The sequence below is a fragment of the Okeania sp. KiyG1 genome (assembly GCF_014132355.1).
Classification (GTDB): Bacteria; Cyanobacteriota; Cyanobacteriia; order Cyanobacteriales; family Microcoleaceae; genus Okeania.
In genome coordinates this window covers 62,459-82,417 of sequence record NZ_BLZO01000080.1, presented here as the reverse complement: position 1 = coordinate 82,417, position 19,959 = coordinate 62,459, and the positions used below count along the sequence as shown (strand labels likewise).

Below are 19,959 nucleotides of genomic sequence, written 5' to 3'. Positions count from 1 at the left end.
TATCCTGCGGATAAGCTACGCTAACGATACCTCAACCCAACCTACGTTTACTATCGTTACTTGAACAGAACTTATCTAAAATCTAAAAACTATAACGTTGTAGTTTGTTGGTATTTGTGGGAAAAGGCGATCGCTATTTTGTCTCAATTTAGTAGGTTGGGTTAAGCGACAGCGAACCCAACAAAAACTTATGTAGCTTTGGTTGGCGTTATTCTACTTGAGCAATAGTAATAATGGGAGCTGAAAAATGTTGGGTTTCAATACCTCAACCCAACCTACGATTACTTTCTCAGAATTTATCTAAAATCTAAAAACTATAACGTTGGAGTTTGTTGGTATTTGTGGAGGGAGGCGATATAGCTGCTGCTAGGCTTCGCCAACGCTATTTTGTCTAAATATAGTGGGTTGGGTTAAGCGTCGGAGCGCAACCCAACAAAAACCTAAGATTAAAGTTCAGTAAAAATTACTTTCGCCCCGATTATATTTCTCCCACTTTTCTCAGAGCTTCTTGATAAACAGGTTGACCTAGATGAAACCCTTGAGTTTTTAAGGCATCAAGTTGTTCTTTCAGAGTAGATATTAATCCACTTTGTTTTGCCCAAATTAAAATACCCACCGCGCCTAAAACAGGTAAACCCATTTGTTTTGCTATCCGTCGAGCATTCTTTTCATCCAACAACAAAGCTTCTGATGGTAGTTCACAAAAAAGAGCAATCGCCTCGGCCTCCCCTTCATCTAACTCCATCCTTAATGCGGAGACTAAGGATTTATTGCTAGCCTCCTGCACAACTAACCATGAAGCTGAAGCCACTTCTATTGCTCCTGGTTGACCAACTCCAGTTTCTACTACTTCCCGCTGAACTGCACGAGGCATTAATACTCTATCTGGAAATCGCTGACTCAACAGTTGAAGTTGGCCAATTGTACTCAGGGCAATCAATATAGAAGAATTCGTTACTGCTCTCAACTCAAAGTCTCCAGGGTATTCAAATCTGTTTCCAACTCTTCCAAATCATAACTACGTTCCACTTCCTCTTTACCGAGTAACCAGTGAAATTCCCATTTACTCATCTGTGCTAACTCACGAGCTTTGCCAAAAGAAAGTAAACCTTTTTGGTATAGTCGCACGGCAAGTTCAGTACGGACACGGGAGAGTTTTTCATCAGGTGGTATTCGCAATGCTTCTGTTAGTGGTTCGGAAATTTCTAAAATTAGTTTGCTCATGGTTTTTTTTGGTTTTAGGAATAATATTATTATAGTTTTAACCACAAACTCAGAATTTATCCAAAATCTAAAAACTATAACGTTGGAGTTTGTTGGTATTTGTGGGAAAAGGCGATCGCTCTTGTTACTCCATCTGAAAACTCTTGTACAACAAATGAATAAAACATCAATTCCATAACTATAACGTTGGGGTTTTTTTTGATTTGTCTATTTCTGGAAGGAGGCGATCGCTTTTCCCACTCCATCTCAAAACTCTTGTACAACAGATCAATAAAACATCAATAAGCGTGAGAATCAGCGATCGCTACTTAATCAGAGTTTATCCAAAATCTAATAACTATAACGTTGTAGTTTTTTGGTATTTGTGGAATGAGGCGATCGCTACTTTCCCAGAATTCATCTAAAATCTAATAACTATAACGTTGTAGTTTTTTGTCATTTGTGGAAAGAGGCGATCGCTACTTTCCCAGAATTCATCTAAAATCTAATAACTATAACGTTGGAGTTTTTTAGTATTTATGGAAGGAGGCGATCGCTACTGAATCAGAATTCATCTAAAATCTAATAACTATAACGTTGGAGTTTTTTAGTATTTATGGAAGGAGGTGAGCGCAGAATTTGACTGTATCTCCAATCTAATAACTATTGGACAACAGATGAATAAGACATCAATCTATGGGGAATGAGTGATCGCTACTTAATCAGAGTTTATCCAAAATCTAAAAACTATAACGTTGGAGTTTTTTAGTATTTGTGGGGTGGGGCGATCGCTACTTAATCAGAATTTATCTAAAATCTAAAAACTATAACGTTGGAGTTTCTTGGTTTATCTATTTTGACATACTCCCGACGCTCCCCTACGGGAGAGCGCGGGATTCTTCAGCCAGAGAAAAACTGACCGCAGTTTTAACAGAAGTGATGTCCTCCTCCTGTGTTGAAAACAATCCTATTTTTTGTATTAGGAGTGCTGAGTTATAGTCTCTGTCTAATTCCTGTCCACATTTAGCACAGGAATGCCAGCGTTCTGATAAACTTTTAGAGACTTTATTCAGACATTTCCAACAATGTTGGGATGTACCTTTTGGGTCTACTTTGATAATTTTTTGCCTAGTTTCCAGGCTACATACTCCAAAACCTGAACAAACTGCCCAAAAGCTGCATCTTGCAAAGATTTATTTAATCCTGACTTAGCTGATTGACCATTGGGCAAAAACTGACCATTATCACCCAATTTAGCTTTGCAACGTCTGATTAAATTTGCTATTTGCAGGTCTTCTAAAAATATCACCTGACAGTCACTAAATAAATGATAAGCCAGTTTGAATTGCCAATCCAAACGTTGTCTAGCTATTAATTGATGCAGTCTAGATATTTTACCTTTGAGAATTTTCCAACTCTTTGAATGTTTGTGTTTTTTAGCTAATCTCGCCTGAAGTTTAGACAAGCGATGCTCAGAACACCTGAAAAACTTCGGGACTTCTATAAATTCACCATCACTGGTAACAGCATAGTACAATAATCCTAAATCAATACCTTTTGAGTTATCTTCGGTGGGTTGAATTTCTGCACGCCTCAAAGGTACAGCTTGATCTTCTATCGTTAAGCTGATATACCATCCATCTGCCGCCCGTATCACTGTACCTGTTTTCACCTTGAATCCTATTGGTATTGAACGATTGTAGACAAAGGGGACTAAACCAATCTTTGGTAGATTTATACAAAAACGACCGTTGGCATTTTTGACTATGTTGGCATTTGATAGCTGAGGATAACTGAAAGAATTATAATAATGCCGACCTTTAAATTTAGGTCTACCACTGGTTTTACCCTTGTGATCAGGTTTGGTAAAGTTATCCATTGTTGTTTGCACACGCTGGATAACATCTTGCAACACCTGAGAGTGCATCAACTTATACTCAGGGAAAAGTTTTTAGTCCGTGCTAAATCTGCTAGTTGAACAGTCTCCCAAACAACATATCCATTAACTGTGTTCGGATGCTTATCTCCTTTCCTTGTTATCGGATTACCAAAAATGTCCTTTTTTCTACCATCTCGTGTTTGTACCCTAAATTCAGGGATATTCTGATAAATCTGGTCTACTGGCACCACTGAAACATTAAGAGGACAAGCATTTACTGGTGTGCGTGTTGCTTCAAACCAGTTTAGCCTTTCAGCTAAACGGTAATTATATTGCTTTCTGGCCATTTCTAACCAATTGGCTATAATTACCGTTTGACTTTTATGGGGTTTTAGCTTGTACTTGTATTTCAGTAACATGGCAGAATCTACCAGGATTTCTATATTAGTTATTATAATGGCTATGTTAGAAATTTTCAATAGCTATAGCAAACAGGATCTTATGAAAACCACACACCCTGGCCCGGCTCTCATCCCGACGCTCCCCTACGGGAGAGCGCGGGACTTCCCGCCGGGGAAGTTAAATCTTCAATAGTTACGGTTTCTGTTTCACTCAAAACAATTCGCCCAATACTTTCGCCATCTTCAGTATGACTGTGACCTGCAAAAAAAAGTATTTGTGGTCTTTGAGTGTCAAGTGTATCAGCTAATTCTTCTAGGTCAGGATTCATTAAAGGAATAACTTCAGCATTAGACTCGGATGATAAAAGATTTTTCAACATTTCCCAGTCTTTATCAATCTTTAACTGGGTGTTATTACTGTTAATTTCTGTACTCCCCAGAACAGCTAATACTTTGACTTTATTGTTATTATTTTTAGTTCAATAGATTTAGATTTTACAGGTAAATACAACCCCATTTCAGAACGATGATAACGCTCTTCAAAAAAATCCTCCCATACAAATAATGGTAAACGCCTTAACTGAATATCATCTGTTTTCAATATCACTCTAATTTCTTCATTTTCGTCTTTTAAATTAGTTAAAATTGCTGTCCAAATCGGAGTGAAATTTCCATCAGGTTTCAACCAATTATTAATCTGAAAGTGTAAATTTTCTTTGGCTTTTTTAATTTCAGCAATAATTTCACTGTCTGTTATGGCTGTATTTTTAACACTCAAACGAGTGCTACGTTGAGATACCATTTGACGATAAAAAGATTGCCAATTTGCATAATGGTTGGGCAAATCTTGAGCCGGAGGTAACTTTCCTTCAATATCTTCAATTAAAACCCGATTATCTTCATTAAAAATTTGCACATTGACGAAAAAACCGCTCTTAAAATCGCCTCCTAATATTTTAAATAAAACAAGTTTGGCCATAAAAGACTATCCTCCTGTTTAATGGGTTAAATTACAAAATTGTTGACCACGGTAGAATCACCCAGTTGAAACTTGACACTAAACTTTTCTTCTAATTTACCAGTAATTTCTTGTCTCATCCATTTATCTTTACTATTAATTGTTTTTGTTGTAAAAATTCTCCAGATGAATCTAAAATGTCGAACTTAAGACCTAGAGGTAAATATGTTCTGTCTTTGCTGGGATAAACTGACACAATGATACTCCTTTGATTATTTGAAATAGACATGACATCAACTACCATCCGAATATTATCTTGTTTGCCTAAGTTTATTTTTTTTGCTTTTATAACTCTTGGATTACTTTGACTTCTAACAGCAAATAGCAATTCTGTTTCTTTTATTTCTAAAATGTCTTCAACCATTTGCCAACCTGAATCGAAAATATTGTTTAGCCATTGGCTTAAATTAGTTACAGATTGCTCTACATTTATTAATTTTTGAGGGGGTATACTTTCTTGGTTGGTTTCTAATTTTTGAAAGACTAAACCTGGATGAGAAAGAAGTTCTTCCACTACACCAAAGACACTAGCAGGTGTTTCTATATCGTATCTAATGGGTAGATGACCTAGAGGGGCAGAAATATCAAAAGTAAGGTTATTATATTCTGACCAATAAGGTTTATTATTTACCACCAATCCTACTTTTTGCCAAAAAGCCTCTGTTATTTTTTGATTAAATTCTTTTGTACCACCTAAATCTTGATAGATTTGCTTCTGCACACTAAAACCAAAACGACCATTGCTATATTCTACCCAAAGTTTATCTATAGTTTGTAAGTCGGTAATTGGAAATTGCTCGATATCTTCAACTCTTAACCATCCTTCTATTTCTCTATTAGCTATTTTAAACATTAATTTTGCTGTTTCTTCATCAGCTTCTTTCCATTTTTGATCTGCAAGTAAATTACGAAGTTGACTATAATCAGCAACACTGCTAGGTAAATGTTTTTCAATCCACTCTTGATTAAAGATTTCACCATAAATTTTATTAGCTACTTCTAATTTGCCATATCTTCTAACTACTAATCCGGTTAATAATAATTCTTCTATTACCTGATTTTCAGTAGCAGTAGATTCTGTGCTGTTTTCTTTGCCTTGTATAATTATCTGATATAGTTTCAGTAATTCAATTGCAGTTTTCGGGTATAAAATTCTATCTTGAATTGTTCTTAAATGTTCTGGAGCGTCTTTTTCTTCCCAATTTACAATAATTTCAGTTCTCACTAAATTGTCTAACCAAGCTTTTTCGTTTCCTCCTGGAATATAATCTTCTAATTCTTTCACTACTAATAAACATAGTTTTTGCGTTAAAAATGGTTGCCCACCAGTCCACTCTAAGATAAATTTTAGCAACTCTTGTGGATTATTTGTTTTTTCTGCTAATCCACCAGCTAAAGGTAAAGCTTCTTCGTAAGTAAAACCTTTTAATTTAATTTGCACTGCAATATTAGTTAAAGGTGAGGTTTTGACATTTTTAACTAAATCGGAATCAAGAAAAACACCTAACAAGACAAAATTTAAACGATTAAAATTTTTATCTTCATGCAAAGCTCTTAATAGTGAAAAGAATCCTTCTGAGAAATCAAAACTCAAAATCATGTCTACTTCATCAAAAAAATTATAATATTTTCCTCAATTTCCCGCAGTAAAACCTCTCTTAAAAAATATCGAAGTTGTTGTAGAGGCGCTAAATATTCTCTTTCTTGTAACCACTTTTGTAGATTAATAGTTAACTTAAATCTCCTGGTTAATTCTGCAATAACATTTCTATACCATTTCAGGGCATTAATTTCATAACTACCTATAGCAGTGAAATCAATAACAGCATCAGAAAATCCTTCTTCTCTTAAACGTTTTATTGCTTGTACTCTGAGGCTAGATTTACCCATCTGTCTAGGAGCAGATACAATACAAAGTTGTCCTTCTTTCAAAGCATTGTAAAGTTCATCATCAGCTTTCCGTTTAATATAAGAAGTTGAATATCTAGATAAAGAACCTCCTAGTTGATATTTAATATTTGGAAGAGAATCTAAAGCAGTTTCAACAAAGTCTTGCAAATCTAGTATTTTCTCCCTCTCCAATTCCTCCGCAACTTTCTCATACTCCCCACCCAAACGCCTCAACACCTGAGCAGTAACTGTGGCAAAATATCCAACCTCCTCAACAACCCCACTATCCTCAACCTTTTTCTCCCTCCTCAAAACAGCAGCAAAATCTTCCAAGGACAAACCGACTCTCTCTGCCACATATTCCGACACCTTATCCACCACCTGCAACACCCATTCTGAAGGCATCGAATCTATCAATAACTCTCTCACCCCATCCATAAACCCATACAAAACATCATCGGGATGAGTCTCCACCTTAATTTCAGACAAAGGCTTTAATAAACCTCCCAAAAACACCTCTGCCACATTAACTTGTAGAGACTCTGGCAACAATGCTCCTCGAATCAACCGCACTACAGGCAAACTAATCACAGGTGCCGCAGCTAATAAACCTGCCAATTTCCGTGCCATGGGAGAAGCAGTCACCCGAAATGCTTGTACCCGGTCTTCCGGACTCAACTGACTATAATCAAGATTAAACAATCTATTCTCCTTAACCAGAGCATCCAATTTAAACACAAACCCCAAAGTCGAAACACTACTTTTACCAGACAACATTTGTGCCCAAGTCGTTGCCTTATCCTCCTCCAAAGTAAATATTGGAACTTTAACGCCTTTTTTCTCCTCCAACTCCTCCCACAAAGACACTTCCTGAGCAATTAAATTTTGGTTAGACACTCCGGGAGTTAATGCTCGTAACCTAACTTCCGACGCTCTACCTAAAGCTGTTCGTTTCCACAACCACTTGGGCAACATCTGAATAATTGCCGTCGGTACAGAATTTGCCCAAATTTCTAATGCTTTTGTGACTTTGCCATCTCGCCAATAAGACGAAACACAATCACTCACTACCAATATCAAACGACGACCGCTCCCATCTATTAATTCTTTGGAGCTACGGGGAAATTTATTTTTAGCTACTGCACCTATACCCCGACGAACCTGTACTTTTTCTCCATCTTTAGCAGTCATTCCCCAGACTCGCACATCTCGGAAAATTCCATAGTTTTTCAGCAATTTTTCCAAATCTCTGATGGTTTGTCTCCAAATTTGCATGGATATACTTTCGTCAACCACCAATTCCAGGTCTAACCAAGGTTCTAAGGTAGGTCTTAATACAGGCAACCACAATTTTGTATTGGCAATACGTTCGATAGTGGCAGTTTCATCCAGAACAAAATTTGTGCCAGCGGGAATACGACGCATTAAAGGTTTTAACGCTCGTGCCAAAGTTAATGGTTGACGCAAGGAAGGAGCATTGGGGGTTTTAAAAGATAAATCTAAGGATTCGGTTTGCTGTTGACCCTGGGGATAAATTTTTGCTTTTTGTGACTCCGAATTTTGATTTTTTCGTATTTCATTTGAGTCTGGAGTCTGAGGTTGTAACTCTGGAGATGCGATTTTATTCTCGTTCGCTCCTATGTCTTCCTCAACCAAGGAAAAGTCAGAAGAAACTGACTCAGACTGAGATTCTTGTATTTGTAGTGCCAACCAAATAGTATCAGCTATTTCCTCTGTTGACATTTCTATTTCTTTGCTCAGTGCGGTAATTAATTCGTCAATCATTTTTTTCCTCAATACTCAAATGTTTCAGCAACACTTCTGTCAAATTTTCCTCATCCTGTTGTTCGGGTTTTAACTTGCACATTATATAGATAGCATTCAAAAGGAGATACTGATAACTGATAACTGATAACTGATAACTGAAATGGCATTTCTATTTCTTTGCTCAGTGCGGTAATTAATTCGTCAATCATTTTTTTCCTCAATACTCAAATGTTTCAGCAACACTTCTGTCAAATTTTCCTCATCCTGTTGTTCGGGTTTTAACTTGCACATTATATAGATAGCATTCAAAAGGAGATACTGATAACTGATAACTGATAACTGATAACTGAAATGGCATTTCTATTTCTTTGCTCAGTGCGGTAATTAATTCGTCAATCATTTTTTCCTCAATACTCAAATGTTTCAGCAACACTTCTGTCAAATTTTCCTCATCCTGTTGTTCGGGTTTTAACTTGCACATTATATAGATAGCATTCAAAAGGAGATACTGATAACTGATAACTGATAACTGATAACTGAAATGGCATTTCTATTTCTTTGCTCAGTGCGGTAATTAATTCGTCAATCATTTTTTCCTCAATACTCAAATGTTTCAGCAACACTTCTGTCAAATTTTCCTCATCCTGTTGTTCGGGTTTTAACTTGCACATTATATAGATAGCATTCAAAAGGAGATACTGATAACTGATAACTGATAACTGATAACTGAAATGGCATTTCTATTTCTTTGCTCAGTGCGGTAATTAATTCGTCAATCATTTTTTCCTCAATACTCAAATGTTTCAGCAACACTTCTGTCAAATTTTCCTCATCCTGTTGTTCGGGTTTTAACTTGCACATTATATAGATAGCATTCAAAAGGAGATACTGATAACTGATAACTGATAACTGATAACTGAAATGGCATTTCTATTTCTTTGCTCAGTGCGGTAATTAATTCGTCAATCATTTTTTCCTCAATACTCAAATGTTTCAGCAACACTTCTGTCAAATTTTCCTCATCCTGTTGTTCGGGTTTTAACTTGCACATTATATAGATAGCATTCAAAAGGAGATACTGATAACTGATAACTGATAACTGATAACTGAAATGGCATTTCTATTTCTTTGCTCAGTGCGGTAATTAATTCGTCAATCATTTTTTCCTCAATACTCAAATGTTTCAGCAACACTTCTGTCAAATTTTCCTCATCCTGTTGTTCGGGTTTTAACTTGCACATTATATAGATAGCATTCAAAAGGAGATACTGATAACTGATAACTGATAACTGATAACTGAAATGGCATTTCTATTTCTTTGCTCAGTGCGGTAATTAATTCGTCAATCATTTTTTTCCTCAATACTCAAATGTTTCAGCAACACTTCTGTCAAATTTTCCTCATCCTGTTGTTCGGGTTTTAACTTGCACATTATATAGATAGCATTCAAAAGGAGATACTGATAACTGATAACTGATAACTGATAACTGAAATGGCATTTCCATTTCTTTACTCAGTGCAGTAATTAATTTTTCAATCATTTTTTTCCTCAATACTCAAATGTTTCAGCAACACTTCTGTCAAATTTTCCTCATCCTGTTTTCGGGTTTTAATATCATGTTCCCCCTCCGGGGGAGCTGCGCTAACGGTTGAATACTTATCAAGAACTGTTGTCAGGAGTCAGGAGTCAACCCACCCCTCGTCCCTCCCCTCCCAGGAGGGGAAAAAAGAAGGAAAGTCAAGATGATTTCAGTATATCTTTGATACTGTCGGTACTGTCAGTCATTAAATTTTATTATCAGGACTTACGCAAAGGCACTATTTATAGAGTCCAATAACTATTGTCCAATAGTTTTGAGCGCTATATATACCGTATCTGCGTAAGTCCTAATTATAACTGATTATCCGTTAGCGTAGCTCCCCCGGAAGGGGAACATGATATAACTTGCACATTATATAGATAGCATTCAAAAGGAGATACTGATAACTGATAACTGATAACTGAAATGGCATTTCCACTTCCTGACTCAGTGCTGTAATTAATTTTTCAATCATATCAAGTCCGCTTAATTCGGTATAAAAAAATGTTCCATCTGAGCGCCATTGCCAAATCTCCACACCTCCCACCATTCCCCTCCCAGGAGGGGTTAGGGGTGGGTTCCCACACTTCCCACACTTCCGGATTTGATATTATCTATCCTCCTCACTGGTCAAATATTTCAGCAAAACATCAGTCAAATTTTCCTCATCCTGTTGTTCCGGTTTCAATTTGCGAGTCACTATATAGATAGCATTTAAAAGTTGGTCTGTAGCAAGGTCTCCTCCCGAACGTTTTTTGATAAACTCCCTAATCAATTCTTCAATTTTTGCCTCATCCCTGGTTAACACATCACTACCCAAATGCGCTCTGACAATTTCTTTCAACGCTGTCGCATCAGGGTCATAAGGCATGGTTAACCGTAAACATCGTCTGAGAAAAGCTGGTGGAAAATCTCGTTCCCCATTATTGGTCAGAATAATCAAAGGGAAATTCTGACAGCACACCTTTCCATCTTTTATCGGTACATCCATCCCATCATAAGTGCGAACCTCTACCTGAGAAACTTCTTTAGAAAGACGAGCTAATTCGGGAATTTCAAACTTTCCCTCCTCAAACAAATTGAGTAGATCGTTAGGTAAATTAATATCGCTCTTATCTATCTCATCAATTAATAAAACCCGAGGTCTGGGGAAAGGAAGTAAAGCTGTACCCAGAGCGCCAAGTTTAATATAGCGACCAATCTCCTTACTTTTGTCACCCATTTGTACATCCTGGAGGCGAGCGATCGCGTCATAATCATACAACCCGTCCTTTAAAGTTGAGCGAGCGGTAATGTACCAAGGTAAAACTGGCCCTAATTTCAATTCATAAGCTACTGCGTAAGCTAAAGAAGTTTTTCCTGTTCCTGGCTTGCCAGTTACTAACAGAGGTCGTCTTAAATATAGAGCGGCATTAACCATATTAATAACGCTATTTTTATCTTTTTCACGGTCAGTTTGAATCCGAAAACTTTTGCCTCTTTCTAAATCTTCTGTTGCTTCACCCTTCTCATCTAAAAAGTTTTTCCAGCATTGTTCAATTTGTTTAATTATCTGATTATCTGCACCAAGAAATTTACGCCAATTTGGAGGTTCGGGAAGGCGAATAATTTCATCATGGGGTTGGCTATTGCCTTGAAATATTTTCCAGCTATTCATAATTTTTTTCAATAATTTTTTGTAATATCATTTTAGTAAAGTTATGGTATGAATCTTAATTTTTAATTCGCCCTATTTTATCCCCCCCTGCCCCCCTTAGAAAGGGGGGAACTAGAGGCATAAATTTGATTTTTCCAGAGGGTTTGGGGGGTTCTAAATTCTTAAGCCCCCCTTACCAAGGGGGGTTAGGGGATTGTCTTTTCCAGCTTTAACAAATTGGTATAACTTATATCAAATTCGCTTAATAATACTCCTTCTTCAATCATTATCAAATATTTCTTAATTCTCTTCCCTCCTCAACCGTTTAGGGGCGAATGGCATTCGCCCCTACAACTTTTCATTGCCCTGGTGCAATTAAAGCAAACATTATATCGGGAGTTAAACGATAGGGATTTTCCCAAAGAATAGCTAAGTGAAAACCCAAATGTTCCTTAGTTTGAGCATTAGCTTCTTTTCTCTTGTTTTGAACTGATTGACATAAATAATGTAAAGGATTAGAAGTTAATACTTCGTCAATCAAAGTTACTTGATCCAGATTAGGAATATCATTTCTTATCCAAATAGCAATAGGTGTTGTTGCTCTCCGAATTGCTCTAAACAAATCTTTCCTAATAGATTCAGGATGAGCGCGAGTAATTTTTAATCCTATTTTTTCCTCTAGTTTAATTTCTAGTAATTTACAGTTAAAATCCTCCATTTCTTCAAGATGTTCAAATAAATCTGGAGTAGGTTTATCTGGTAAATATTTTTCTATTTTATCCCAAGATTTACACCATTCAGACCCACGGTCATACAAATATGGCTCTTCAAGACGTTCTAATGACCGTAATCGAATTGGATAACGAGTTCCTAAAGGAACTTCCTCATCTATATCTAAAATTTTCCATTGGTCTATTTCTTCACACATTAAATTACTGGGTAAGAAAAATTCTATAGCTAGGGAATATTTTTTACTTACCAGATTTTTCCGCGCTTTTCTGATTGCCTTGTTAAATTCTTTTGGAACTTCAGCTAGGTTACATAATATTCCCATTCGTGTTTCATTAGAGTCAATGAGAGATATAAATTTTGAATACTTTTTATTTGGTGCTGAATTATTATCATCAATATTTTTTAACCAAGCATTTAATTCAAAATATTCGTCAGCAGGAGAAAGTTTAGCCAACAATATATAGGATTCAACTTTTGCTGACTGATCGGGAAAAAAATTTGTTGAAGATTCATTGGTATTTTCTTTTAAAGGCTTTTTTGGTGCTAGTTTTTCTAATTCCTCTTGCAATTGATTACGAATTTTCGGAGGAATATCTGGAGCTTGAATTAAGTGTTCAAAAAACCGATAATTTTCTCTAAATTGATGCAAATTTTCTAAGATTTGTTCAATATTATCTGCTTCAAAATTCCAAATTTCAGCATCGGCAGGTAAGGAATCTTGATAAGCCTTTTGGATAGTCTCTAGAGAAATACCAGAAAAATCTAAATCTGGAAAATATGCTGGAGAAATATTGTTAATATCGCTGCCTTTAACCAACAATTTAGTCAATGAACTTTCTCTTTTAAGCTGTTGAGAAATAGTAGGAGGAATATCAGGCCAAATTTTTTCCAAAGCTTCAATAGATATTGCTCTTCCTACTTTTCCCTCCCGTTCACTTTGATCCTCCTTATGAGTAGTAACACCAACAACAAAACCTGTTTTTAAATCAACAACAGGCGCTCCACTATAACCATGTTGAAGTTTTCCTTTATCTATTATTTTTAGTTTCCAAGCAACTACTTTTTCTTGACACTTGATTACCTTTGTTCTTTCATAAATTATTCCTGTTATTGGCTTAAATTCAGGTATTTTATTATCGCCGTAAAGATAGTTGCCAGGAATGTTAATTTGGGAATTGTTTTTATCCCCAGATAAAATCATTAACTCTAACAGAGGAATATTCAACAGTCCCTGAATTTTCAAAACTGCTAAATCAAAAGTATTTTCTATCGCCACAACCTCCACGGGAATATCATTATTATTATTAACTCGTACATTTTCCTCACCATCCACACCCTTAACAACATGAGCGCAGGTAAGCAGATAAGTATAATTTTGTTCCCGATAAAAAGCAAATCCAGTGCCAATATGGGCATTACTAGCACTGGTAATTAAAACAATAGATTCTTCTAAATTTTCTGGGTTAATCATCCTCTGAAATATTGTGAATTAAGAACTAATATCACCTCCGTTTACAGCGCTTTTCACTCTTGATGAACCAAATCTTCACAAGCAAAACCTTGTAGGGACTTTCCATGGAACGTCCCTACTATGGTCTATCCAAATGAAAACCGCTGTAATTAACTATAATAAAGTTCTTATATCAAATCCGCTAGGGTTCGGTATAAAAAAATGTTTCATCTAAGCGCCTCCTCGGAGGGGTTAGGGGTGGGTCTCCACCCTATGAATCTAATTACATTGATGCTACCAGGTTTGGTATTATATCATTTCCGGATAATAGCGTGATAAAAAACCTTATCCCTTTGAACCAATATTCCCTTCTTCCTTCTTCCTTCTTCCTTCTTCCTTCTTCCTTCTTTTATCTAATTACTCACTGCTGTTTCCATCAAAATTTTATGACAACCCAATTCTGGAGAATTTTCCACAGGGCAACGCTGAATATACTCACCATCTGATTGTAAATCCCAAGCTTGACGGTTGTCAGATAACAGAATACCCATAATCTCTTGCAACTCTTTCGTTAAATCAGGATCTTCAATAGGGGTAATAGCTTCTACCCGACGGTCAAGATTACGAGGCATCCAGTCCGCAGAACCTATATATAACTCCTCTTGAGCATTATTATAGAAGTAGAAAATACGAGAATGTTCTAAATAACGCCCAATAATACTTACTACCTTAATATTTTCACTGACACCCTCTAAACCAGGACGCAAACAGCAAATACCTCGAACAATCAAATCAATTTTCACTCCTGCTTGAGAAGCTTCGTATAACTTAGCAATTATTTTGGAGTCCACCAAAGAATTCATCTTAGCAACAATGCGACCAGTTTCTCCTTTTTGGCAATTCTCAATTTCACGATTAATTAGCTTAATAAAGCGATCGCGCATATTTACAGGAGCTATCAACAATTTCCGATAAGACTGCTGACGCGAATATCCTGTCAAGAAATTAAACAAATCAGTTAAATCTGCTCCTAACTCCGGGCGACTGCTAAATAAACCTAAATCAGTATAAAACTTAGCTGTCTTGGAATTATAGTTACCAGTGCCAATATGAACATAGCGAAGGATATGACCTTCTTCCTGACGCACCACCATCACAATTTTAGTATGAGTCTTGAGACCTACTAAACCATAAACAACGTGAACGCCAGATTGTTCTAACTTCCGCGCCCATTGAATATTATTTTCTTCATCAAATCTTGCTTTCAATTCCACCAATACTGCTACTTGTTTGCCATTTTCTGCTCCAGCAATTAAAGCATTAATAATAGGTGAATCTCCAGAAGTACGGTAGAGAGTCATCTTAATTGCCAACACATTAGGATCGTGAGCAGCTTGAGTAATGAAACTTTGTACCGTATTTGCAAAAGAGTGATATGGATGATGTACCAATACATCTTTCTGACGAATGACTGAAAAAAAGTCTATCTCATTATTCTTATTATGGTCAGAAGTTGCTATGCGATCGCCATGATATCGCAACCTTTGAGGGATAGTAGATGCCCAATTTGGGTCTTTGAGTTTTGTCAATGGCAACCCCATGAATGACATCAAATCTTTTAAATCAAGTAATCCATCTACTGTGTATACATCCTTTTCTGAAAGCTCCAACTTTTCCATTAATATCTTTTTTAATGTACTCGGCATTGTTGGATTAATTTCCATTCTCACTACGGTACCGCCAATACGGCGTTTTCTTAGTTCTTTTTCGATCGCCAATAGTAAGTCATCACCTTCATCTTCTTGCACTGATAGATCGGCATCACGAGTAACCCGAAATAGGTGATATTCCTGGATATCCATACCAGGAAACAAAGCACCCAAATTATGAGCAATAACTTGTTCGAGAGGTACTCCCATCCAATTTACAGTTTCATTCTTTTCTTGCGTCTGTAATTTTTCTGGTAAAGGCAAAAACCTAGGTAATATTTTGGGAACTTTAATTCTGGCTAATAAATCTTCCTGAGTTTCTGGATTTTTCAGCATTACTGCTAAGTTCAAACTGAGATTAGATAGATAAGGAAAAGGGTGACTAGCATCAATAGCTAAAGGTGTTAGTACAGGAAATATATGTTCTTCAAAATAGTTTTTAAGTATGTTTTTGCTGTTTATTTAGGTCTATATAATTGAGGATATGAATGCCACTTTTTACTAATTCTGGTCGTAAAGTTTGCTCAAAGAATTGATGTTGTAAAGAAACCATTGGTAATAGTCTTTGATTAATCCCATCAAGTTGTGTTTGGGGAGTACGACCGTCTGGGGTTAATTTATTTACTTCAGCTTCTATTTGTTTTTTCAGAATTGCCACCCTGACCATGAAATATTCATCTAAGTTAGAACTAAAAATTCCTAAAAATTTTAAACGCTCTAATAAGGGAGTACGGGGGTCTAAACCTTCAGATAAAACTCTACGGTTAAACTCTAACCAACTAAATTCTCTGTTAAAGTAGTATTGTGGATCACTAAAATTTTTTTCTGCCTTAGTTTCTGTACTTTCTTTCTCATTCTTTTTGTTTTTGGACATAGTTAATTTAAGGTGTATTTTGATATTTGTTCAAATTAATATTGATTTTAAGGTAGTTTTGAATCTTTGTAAAGTCTACTTTTTTAATAAATAGACATCTCCAGAAAAGAGGGAGTAAGGAGTAGGGAGTAGGGGTAAATAATTGATAATTTCTTTGGGATAATTGATTGGATTTTTTATTATTGGAGATGTCTAATAGTTAGTATAGTCAGATACTTTGATGAATCTATAGCAATATGATTTGAGTTGTGAGATATTGGAAACTTTTGCTTTAGGTATGGAGGGAACAGGGAATAGGGAACACAGAAGAAGAAAAAACGTATCATATGAATATAATAATTGCTATATTCTATACTTTTAAGGAACATCTCAATTCTCACAACTCATTCCTGATTGCTATAGTTAAATTGGTGGCAAGGTTAAAATTTATTAAACTGAATAACTTTGGTTGCATCTCATATTTGCAAAAATACTTTTTTCCTATATGAATGGCTTTGTTGCATGAAAATATATAGCTGCCGCAGTTGCTCCGCATATGTACTTCATAACGCGCGGAAACTGCTGTAACTATTGGACAATAGATGGTAGTGCATCAATGTTTGAGGTGAAAAAGACTGAAACTTTTACCTGTAAAAGCTTTGAGGCTTAATCAGCAGAGCAATAACTATTGGACAATAGTATCAATAGAATATCAATAATCGCCAAAGATAGCGATCGCTTTCTCAGCAGAGTAATAACTATTGGACAATAGATCAATAGAACATCAATAATTGCGAAAGAGAGCGATATAGCTGCGGAATGGATGTTAAGAACCCTACTTTCATCTATATGAATTATTAATTGTTGAATCCTACCTCCTCGCTCATTCCCCGTTGCTCCTGTCTTCCCCTCCTGGGAGCTAGGGGTGGGTTGTCTCCTAAACTCTAATTACTCTATGGTATTGTTATCCAACAAAGCTCTAAATTAAAGCATTTTGAGGAAGCGTGAGGTACAGTTGTAGGAGTATTCGGTTGTGCAGAGCGTAAAGTGTAGGATAAGTAGGTAGAGCTGGTCTAATAATCATCCTATAGCACTGTAAAGAGTGAGTTTTTCGGATTTTTGTCGGGAAAAAAGTGCAAATTTTTCAGCCTTTAAAACTATAAAAGCTATGATCACTCACAGACTTGCACAAAAAGATACAGGTACAATTATTCCTTCTACTTCCCACCCTCCCCACACTTCCCACCCTTCCTTGACGCACTACCGACTATTCTTATATTTTCTGTTCCCTGTTCCCTGTTCCCTATTCCCTAGAGCAATAAAACTTTGTACCTCATCAACAATGTTTTACAGAAAAAGACTGAAACTTTTACCTGTAAAAGCTTTGAGGTTTAATCAGCAGAGCAATAACTATTGGACAATAGTATTGATATTCTATCAATAATCGCCAAAAGCTATGATCAGTGACAGACTTGCACAATAAAGATACAGGTACAATTATTCCTTCTACTTCCCACCCTCCCCACACTTCCCACCCTTCCTTGACGCACTACCGACTATTCTTATATTTTCTGTTCCCTGTTCCCTGTTCCCTATTCCCTAGAGCAATAAAACTTTGTACCTCATCAACTAGAAAACTGCTGTAAGATCGAGTTAGGCAAAATAAACAGGAGATTCTAATTTTATGGCAACTTTTAATGTAACCAACACCATGGATTCGGGTAATGGCAGTCTGCGAGATGCTATTGCCATAGCAAATGCGACACCGGATGCTGACACCATTACCTTTGATAGCTCCCTCACAGGAATGACCATCAGACTGACCAGTGGAGAATTATCCATCACCGATTCTCTCACCATCAATGGATTAGGTGCAAATATGCTGACAGTGGATGCACAACAGAATGGCTTTCGAGTCTTCAATATAGATAATCACAGTAACAATCTGATTGATGTGTTCATAGATGGCTTAACCATTACTGGAGGTAATCCCATAGGTGGTGGTGGCGGTGGAATTTCCACCTCCGAAAATCTGACCGTTAAAGACAGTATCATATTCGGCAATACCTCAATCAGCATCGAAGACCAATTTGAAAAATTCTTTGATGGTGGCGGAATTGAAAGCTACGATAGTAATTTAACTATCATCAACACGGATATTATTAACAATGAAGTTAAGGGACAATTAACCTATGGAAACCCCCAACATCCAAAGAATTTTGGTGACGATCCTGACGGTGGTGGTGTATCCATCTTCAATGGTCAGCTCAACGTTGTTGATAGCACTATTTCCGGTAATAAAGTCACTGGTGGTACAAGTGATGGTGGTGGGATTAACAGTTTGTATAGTGACATAACGATTACTAATTCTACTATTTCTGGCAATACTCTTGAAGGAACTGCCTTTGGTAGCGGTGGTGGGATTTATAACCGCCATGGTAATACGACAATCGCAAACTCAACCATCGCTGATAATTCGACATTAATGACCAGTGAGTACGGGTCTGCTGATGGAGGCGGTATTTTTAGTCGCAATGGCAATCTAGAAATTACCAATTCAACGGTCTCAGGTAATTCAGCAGTTGGTCTAGATAAAACAGATGGTGGTGGAGTTTACAGTAAAAAAGGCAATTTAACCGTTGTTAATTCTACTATTTCTTATAACAGTACAGTAGGTAATAGCGCGGATGGTGGAGGTATTTTCAGTAGTACTGGTATCGCAACAATTACCAATTCCACCATTTCTGGTAATTCTGCTGATGGACGTGGAGGTGGTTTATTTAGTGAAGGGAGAACAAACCTTAGCAATACTATTATTGCCAACAGCACTGGTCGCGATGCTGTCCTGAATAATAGCAATATCGATACTAACGTCAACAACCTGATTGAAGACGGTCATTACAATCCATTTTTATCTGGCGATCCTGGTTTAGGTCCCCTACAAAATAACGGTGGTTCCACTGAAACCCACGCCTTACTTTCCAATAGTATTGCTATTGATGCAGGAGACAACAGAGGTGCAACTGGATTAGGGTCCGACCAACGGGGTCAGGGATTCGATCGCATTATCAACAGTACGGTAGATATCGGTGCTTATGAAGTACAGCAACAACAACCACCAACTCCCTATCCTCAATCATTATTGTTTAGTCTTAATTATCCGGACTTGATATCAGGCATGATTTTCAGCCTTTTTTTTGTAGCATTTTTACTTATAGCCGTTTTCAGAAAGGTAAACTACAGTAGCAGCACTGAGTAAACCAGTTGCGCAACATTTTATATCAAATCCGGTAGCATCGGTGTAATTAGATGGGGAGATGGGGAGATGGGGAGATGCGGAGATGCGGAGATGGGGAAATATTTGGTAATGGTTGAAGATGGAACATTTTTTTATCCGAATTAAACGGATTTGATATTAGGAGTAACTAAATCAATCATGTGAGCGATAATTTCAACAATTAATAATTAGGCGTTGGTGAATTTAGCTATGATTTTCGTGCTTAGGGAATAGGTAGGGACGCCCTTATGCAACGTCCCTACATATCTTGATTACGGTTCGCCCAAATATCTTAATTCTGGCTTGCTGATTAAATCTAAAAGCACCGCTAAATAAAGGTTTTAGTCTTGGGGTCGAAAAAAGTACCTGGTATCACGTCTAAAATGCTCATGCATCGAGCGTATTTTAGGCAAGAGTTGAGCAGAACAATCTTGGGACAATTCTTACTTTTACCTCCTCGCTCATTCCCCGTTCCTCCTGTCTCCTCCCCCTACTAAAAGACTTTTTCAGCAAACCCTAATTCATAGTTTGATTCACCAACGCCAATTATTAATTATTACCTCT

Annotated in this window: 21 protein-coding genes and 1 pseudogene; 2 read left to right on the top strand and 20 right to left on the bottom strand. The window is 36.8% G+C overall.

Annotated elements, in window-relative coordinates; all coding sequences use genetic code 11:
- Positions 1–478: 478 nt before the first annotated feature.
- The gene (locus SAGCYANO_RS17400; RefSeq protein ID WP_202221232.1) at positions 479–967 is read right to left on the bottom strand and encodes a DUF3368 domain-containing protein; all 489 of its coding nucleotides are present in this window, start codon (positions 965–967) and stop codon (positions 479–481) included.
- Positions 964–1,224, bottom strand: coding sequence for a UPF0175 family protein (locus SAGCYANO_RS17395; RefSeq protein ID WP_202221231.1), 261 nt, complete (start codon positions 1,222–1,224; stop codon positions 964–966). The genes SAGCYANO_RS17400 and SAGCYANO_RS17395 overlap by 4 nt, the downstream gene beginning before the upstream one ends.
- Positions 1,225–1,427: 203 nt before the next feature.
- On the opposite strand from SAGCYANO_RS17395, the gene SAGCYANO_RS17390 reads away from it, so the two are divergent.
- A complete protein-coding gene (locus SAGCYANO_RS17390) occupies positions 1,428–1,628 on the top strand; it encodes a hypothetical protein (RefSeq protein WP_202221230.1) in 201 nt (66 codons plus the stop codon).
- Between the two features lie 453 nt (positions 1,629–2,081).
- On the opposite strand, the gene SAGCYANO_RS50420 is transcribed toward SAGCYANO_RS17390, so the two are convergent.
- From SAGCYANO_RS50420 to ppk1, 18 genes and pseudogenes are all read right to left on the bottom strand, one after another.
- Positions 2,082–2,276: a hypothetical protein gene (locus SAGCYANO_RS50420; protein ID WP_375339956.1), complete on the bottom strand. Its 195-nt coding sequence runs from the start codon at positions 2,274–2,276 to the stop codon at positions 2,082–2,084.
- A gap of 35 nt (positions 2,277–2,311) precedes the next feature.
- Positions 2,312–3,130: a transposase gene (locus SAGCYANO_RS17380; protein ID WP_237396266.1), complete on the bottom strand. Its 819-nt coding sequence runs from the start codon at positions 3,128–3,130 to the stop codon at positions 2,312–2,314.
- Entirely contained in the window at positions 3,130–3,501 is a 372-nt protein-coding gene (locus SAGCYANO_RS17375) for a helix-turn-helix domain-containing protein (RefSeq protein ID WP_202221228.1), read from the bottom strand. The genes SAGCYANO_RS17380 and SAGCYANO_RS17375 overlap by 1 nt, the downstream gene beginning before the upstream one ends.
- A 110-nt stretch (positions 3,502–3,611) precedes the next feature.
- Positions 3,612–3,863 (bottom strand): hypothetical protein, encoded by a 252-nt coding sequence (locus SAGCYANO_RS17370; protein WP_202221227.1) that lies wholly within the window; start codon positions 3,861–3,863, stop codon positions 3,612–3,614.
- 65 nt (positions 3,864–3,928) lie between these two features.
- Positions 3,929–4,462 carry a hypothetical protein gene (locus SAGCYANO_RS17365; protein ID WP_202221226.1) on the bottom strand — a complete coding sequence of 178 codons (534 nt, stop codon included), beginning with the start codon at positions 4,460–4,462 and terminating at the stop codon, positions 3,929–3,931.
- Positions 4,463–4,577: 115 nt separating this feature from the next.
- Positions 4,578–6,095: a DUF1822 family protein gene (locus SAGCYANO_RS17360; protein ID WP_237396265.1), complete on the bottom strand. Its 1,518-nt coding sequence runs from the start codon at positions 6,093–6,095 to the stop codon at positions 4,578–4,580.
- Positions 6,096–6,103: 8 nt separating this feature from the next.
- Positions 6,104–8,176 (bottom strand): SAV_2336 N-terminal domain-related protein, encoded by a 2,073-nt coding sequence (locus SAGCYANO_RS17355; RefSeq protein WP_202221224.1) that lies wholly within the window; start codon positions 8,174–8,176, stop codon positions 6,104–6,106.
- 50 nt (positions 8,177–8,226) lie between these two features.
- The gene (locus SAGCYANO_RS17350) at positions 8,227–8,367 is read right to left on the bottom strand and encodes a hypothetical protein (RefSeq protein WP_202221222.1); all 141 of its coding nucleotides are present in this window, start codon (positions 8,365–8,367) and stop codon (positions 8,227–8,229) included.
- A 50-nt stretch (positions 8,368–8,417) separates the two neighbouring features.
- A complete protein-coding gene (locus tag SAGCYANO_RS17345; RefSeq protein ID WP_202221223.1) occupies positions 8,418–8,639 on the bottom strand; it encodes a hypothetical protein in 222 nt (73 codons plus the stop codon).
- Positions 8,608–8,847, bottom strand: a complete 240-nt coding sequence (locus SAGCYANO_RS17340) for a hypothetical protein (RefSeq protein WP_237396264.1) — start codon at positions 8,845–8,847, stop codon at positions 8,608–8,610. The genes SAGCYANO_RS17345 and SAGCYANO_RS17340 overlap by 32 nt, the downstream gene beginning before the upstream one ends.
- On the bottom strand, positions 8,798–9,019 hold the full coding sequence (locus tag SAGCYANO_RS17335) for a hypothetical protein (protein ID WP_202221223.1): 222 nt from the start codon (positions 9,017–9,019) through the stop codon (positions 8,798–8,800). Before SAGCYANO_RS17335 ends, SAGCYANO_RS17340 begins: the two co-directional genes overlap by 50 nt.
- Positions 8,988–9,227, bottom strand: coding sequence for a hypothetical protein (locus SAGCYANO_RS17330; protein ID WP_237396264.1), 240 nt, complete (start codon positions 9,225–9,227; stop codon positions 8,988–8,990). The genes SAGCYANO_RS17335 and SAGCYANO_RS17330 overlap by 32 nt, the downstream gene beginning before the upstream one ends.
- Complete coding sequence (locus tag SAGCYANO_RS17325) at positions 9,178–9,399, bottom strand: hypothetical protein (RefSeq protein WP_202221223.1); 222 nt, start codon at positions 9,397–9,399, stop codon at positions 9,178–9,180. Before SAGCYANO_RS17325 ends, SAGCYANO_RS17330 begins: the two co-directional genes overlap by 50 nt.
- Positions 9,368–9,508, bottom strand: coding sequence for a hypothetical protein (locus SAGCYANO_RS17320; protein WP_202221222.1), 141 nt, complete (start codon positions 9,506–9,508; stop codon positions 9,368–9,370). The genes SAGCYANO_RS17325 and SAGCYANO_RS17320 overlap by 32 nt, the downstream gene beginning before the upstream one ends.
- Positions 9,509–9,558: 50 nt before the next feature.
- Positions 9,559–9,699, bottom strand: a complete 141-nt coding sequence (locus SAGCYANO_RS17315; protein ID WP_202221221.1) for a hypothetical protein — start codon at positions 9,697–9,699, stop codon at positions 9,559–9,561.
- 649 nt (positions 9,700–10,348) lie between these two features.
- The gene (locus SAGCYANO_RS17305) at positions 10,349–11,395 is read right to left on the bottom strand and encodes a MoxR family ATPase (RefSeq protein ID WP_202221219.1); all 1,047 of its coding nucleotides are present in this window, start codon (positions 11,393–11,395) and stop codon (positions 10,349–10,351) included.
- 337 nt (positions 11,396–11,732) lie between these two features.
- The gene (locus SAGCYANO_RS17300; protein WP_202221218.1) at positions 11,733–13,577 is read right to left on the bottom strand and encodes a trypsin-like peptidase domain-containing protein; all 1,845 of its coding nucleotides are present in this window, start codon (positions 13,575–13,577) and stop codon (positions 11,733–11,735) included.
- Positions 13,578–13,969: 392 nt separating this feature from the next.
- A pseudogene (gene ppk1, locus SAGCYANO_RS17295) lies at positions 13,970–16,139 on the bottom strand (polyphosphate kinase 1).
- Between the two features lie 1,663 nt (positions 16,140–17,802).
- Between ppk1 and SAGCYANO_RS17285 the strand changes: the two are divergent.
- Positions 17,803–19,377, top strand: coding sequence for a choice-of-anchor Q domain-containing protein (locus SAGCYANO_RS17285; RefSeq protein ID WP_202221216.1), 1,575 nt, complete (start codon positions 17,803–17,805; stop codon positions 19,375–19,377).
- The last annotated feature ends 582 nt before the right edge of the window (positions 19,378–19,959 follow it).

Bases quoted from the DNA above. Each gene is read 5' to 3' on its own strand.
- SAGCYANO_RS17395 (WP_202221231.1), bottom strand. From the start codon at position 1,224: ATGAGCAAACTAATTTTAGAAATTTCCGAACCACTAACAGAAGCATTG.
- SAGCYANO_RS17380 (WP_237396266.1), bottom strand. From the start codon at position 3,130: ATGCACTCTCAGGTGTTGCAAGATGTTATCCAGCGTGTGCAAACAACA.
- SAGCYANO_RS17375 (WP_202221228.1), bottom strand. From the start codon at position 3,501: ATGTTACTGAAATACAAGTACAAGCTAAAACCCCATAAAAGTCAAACG.
- SAGCYANO_RS17370 (WP_202221227.1), bottom strand. From the start codon at position 3,863: ATGTTGAAAAATCTTTTATCATCCGAGTCTAATGCTGAAGTTATTCCT.
- SAGCYANO_RS17365 (WP_202221226.1), bottom strand. From the start codon at position 4,462: ATGGCCAAACTTGTTTTATTTAAAATATTAGGAGGCGATTTTAAGAGC.
- SAGCYANO_RS17355 (WP_202221224.1), bottom strand. From the start codon at position 8,176: ATGATTGACGAATTAATTACCGCACTGAGCAAAGAAATAGAAATGTCA.
- SAGCYANO_RS17350 (WP_202221222.1), bottom strand. From the start codon at position 8,367: ATGATTGACGAATTAATTACCGCACTGAGCAAAGAAATAGAAATGCCA.
- SAGCYANO_RS17345 (WP_202221223.1), bottom strand. From the start codon at position 8,639: ATGTGCAAGTTAAAACCCGAACAACAGGATGAGGAAAATTTGACAGAA.
- SAGCYANO_RS17335 (WP_202221223.1), bottom strand. From the start codon at position 9,019: ATGTGCAAGTTAAAACCCGAACAACAGGATGAGGAAAATTTGACAGAA.
- SAGCYANO_RS17325 (WP_202221223.1), bottom strand. From the start codon at position 9,399: ATGTGCAAGTTAAAACCCGAACAACAGGATGAGGAAAATTTGACAGAA.
- SAGCYANO_RS17320 (WP_202221222.1), bottom strand. From the start codon at position 9,508: ATGATTGACGAATTAATTACCGCACTGAGCAAAGAAATAGAAATGCCA.
- SAGCYANO_RS17315 (WP_202221221.1), bottom strand. From the start codon at position 9,699: ATGATTGAAAAATTAATTACTGCACTGAGTAAAGAAATGGAAATGCCA.
- SAGCYANO_RS17305 (WP_202221219.1), bottom strand. From the start codon at position 11,395: ATGAATAGCTGGAAAATATTTCAAGGCAATAGCCAACCCCATGATGAA.
- SAGCYANO_RS17300 (WP_202221218.1), bottom strand. From the start codon at position 13,577: ATGATTAACCCAGAAAATTTAGAAGAATCTATTGTTTTAATTACCAGT.
- SAGCYANO_RS17285 (WP_202221216.1), top strand. From the start codon at position 17,803: ATGGCAACTTTTAATGTAACCAACACCATGGATTCGGGTAATGGCAGT.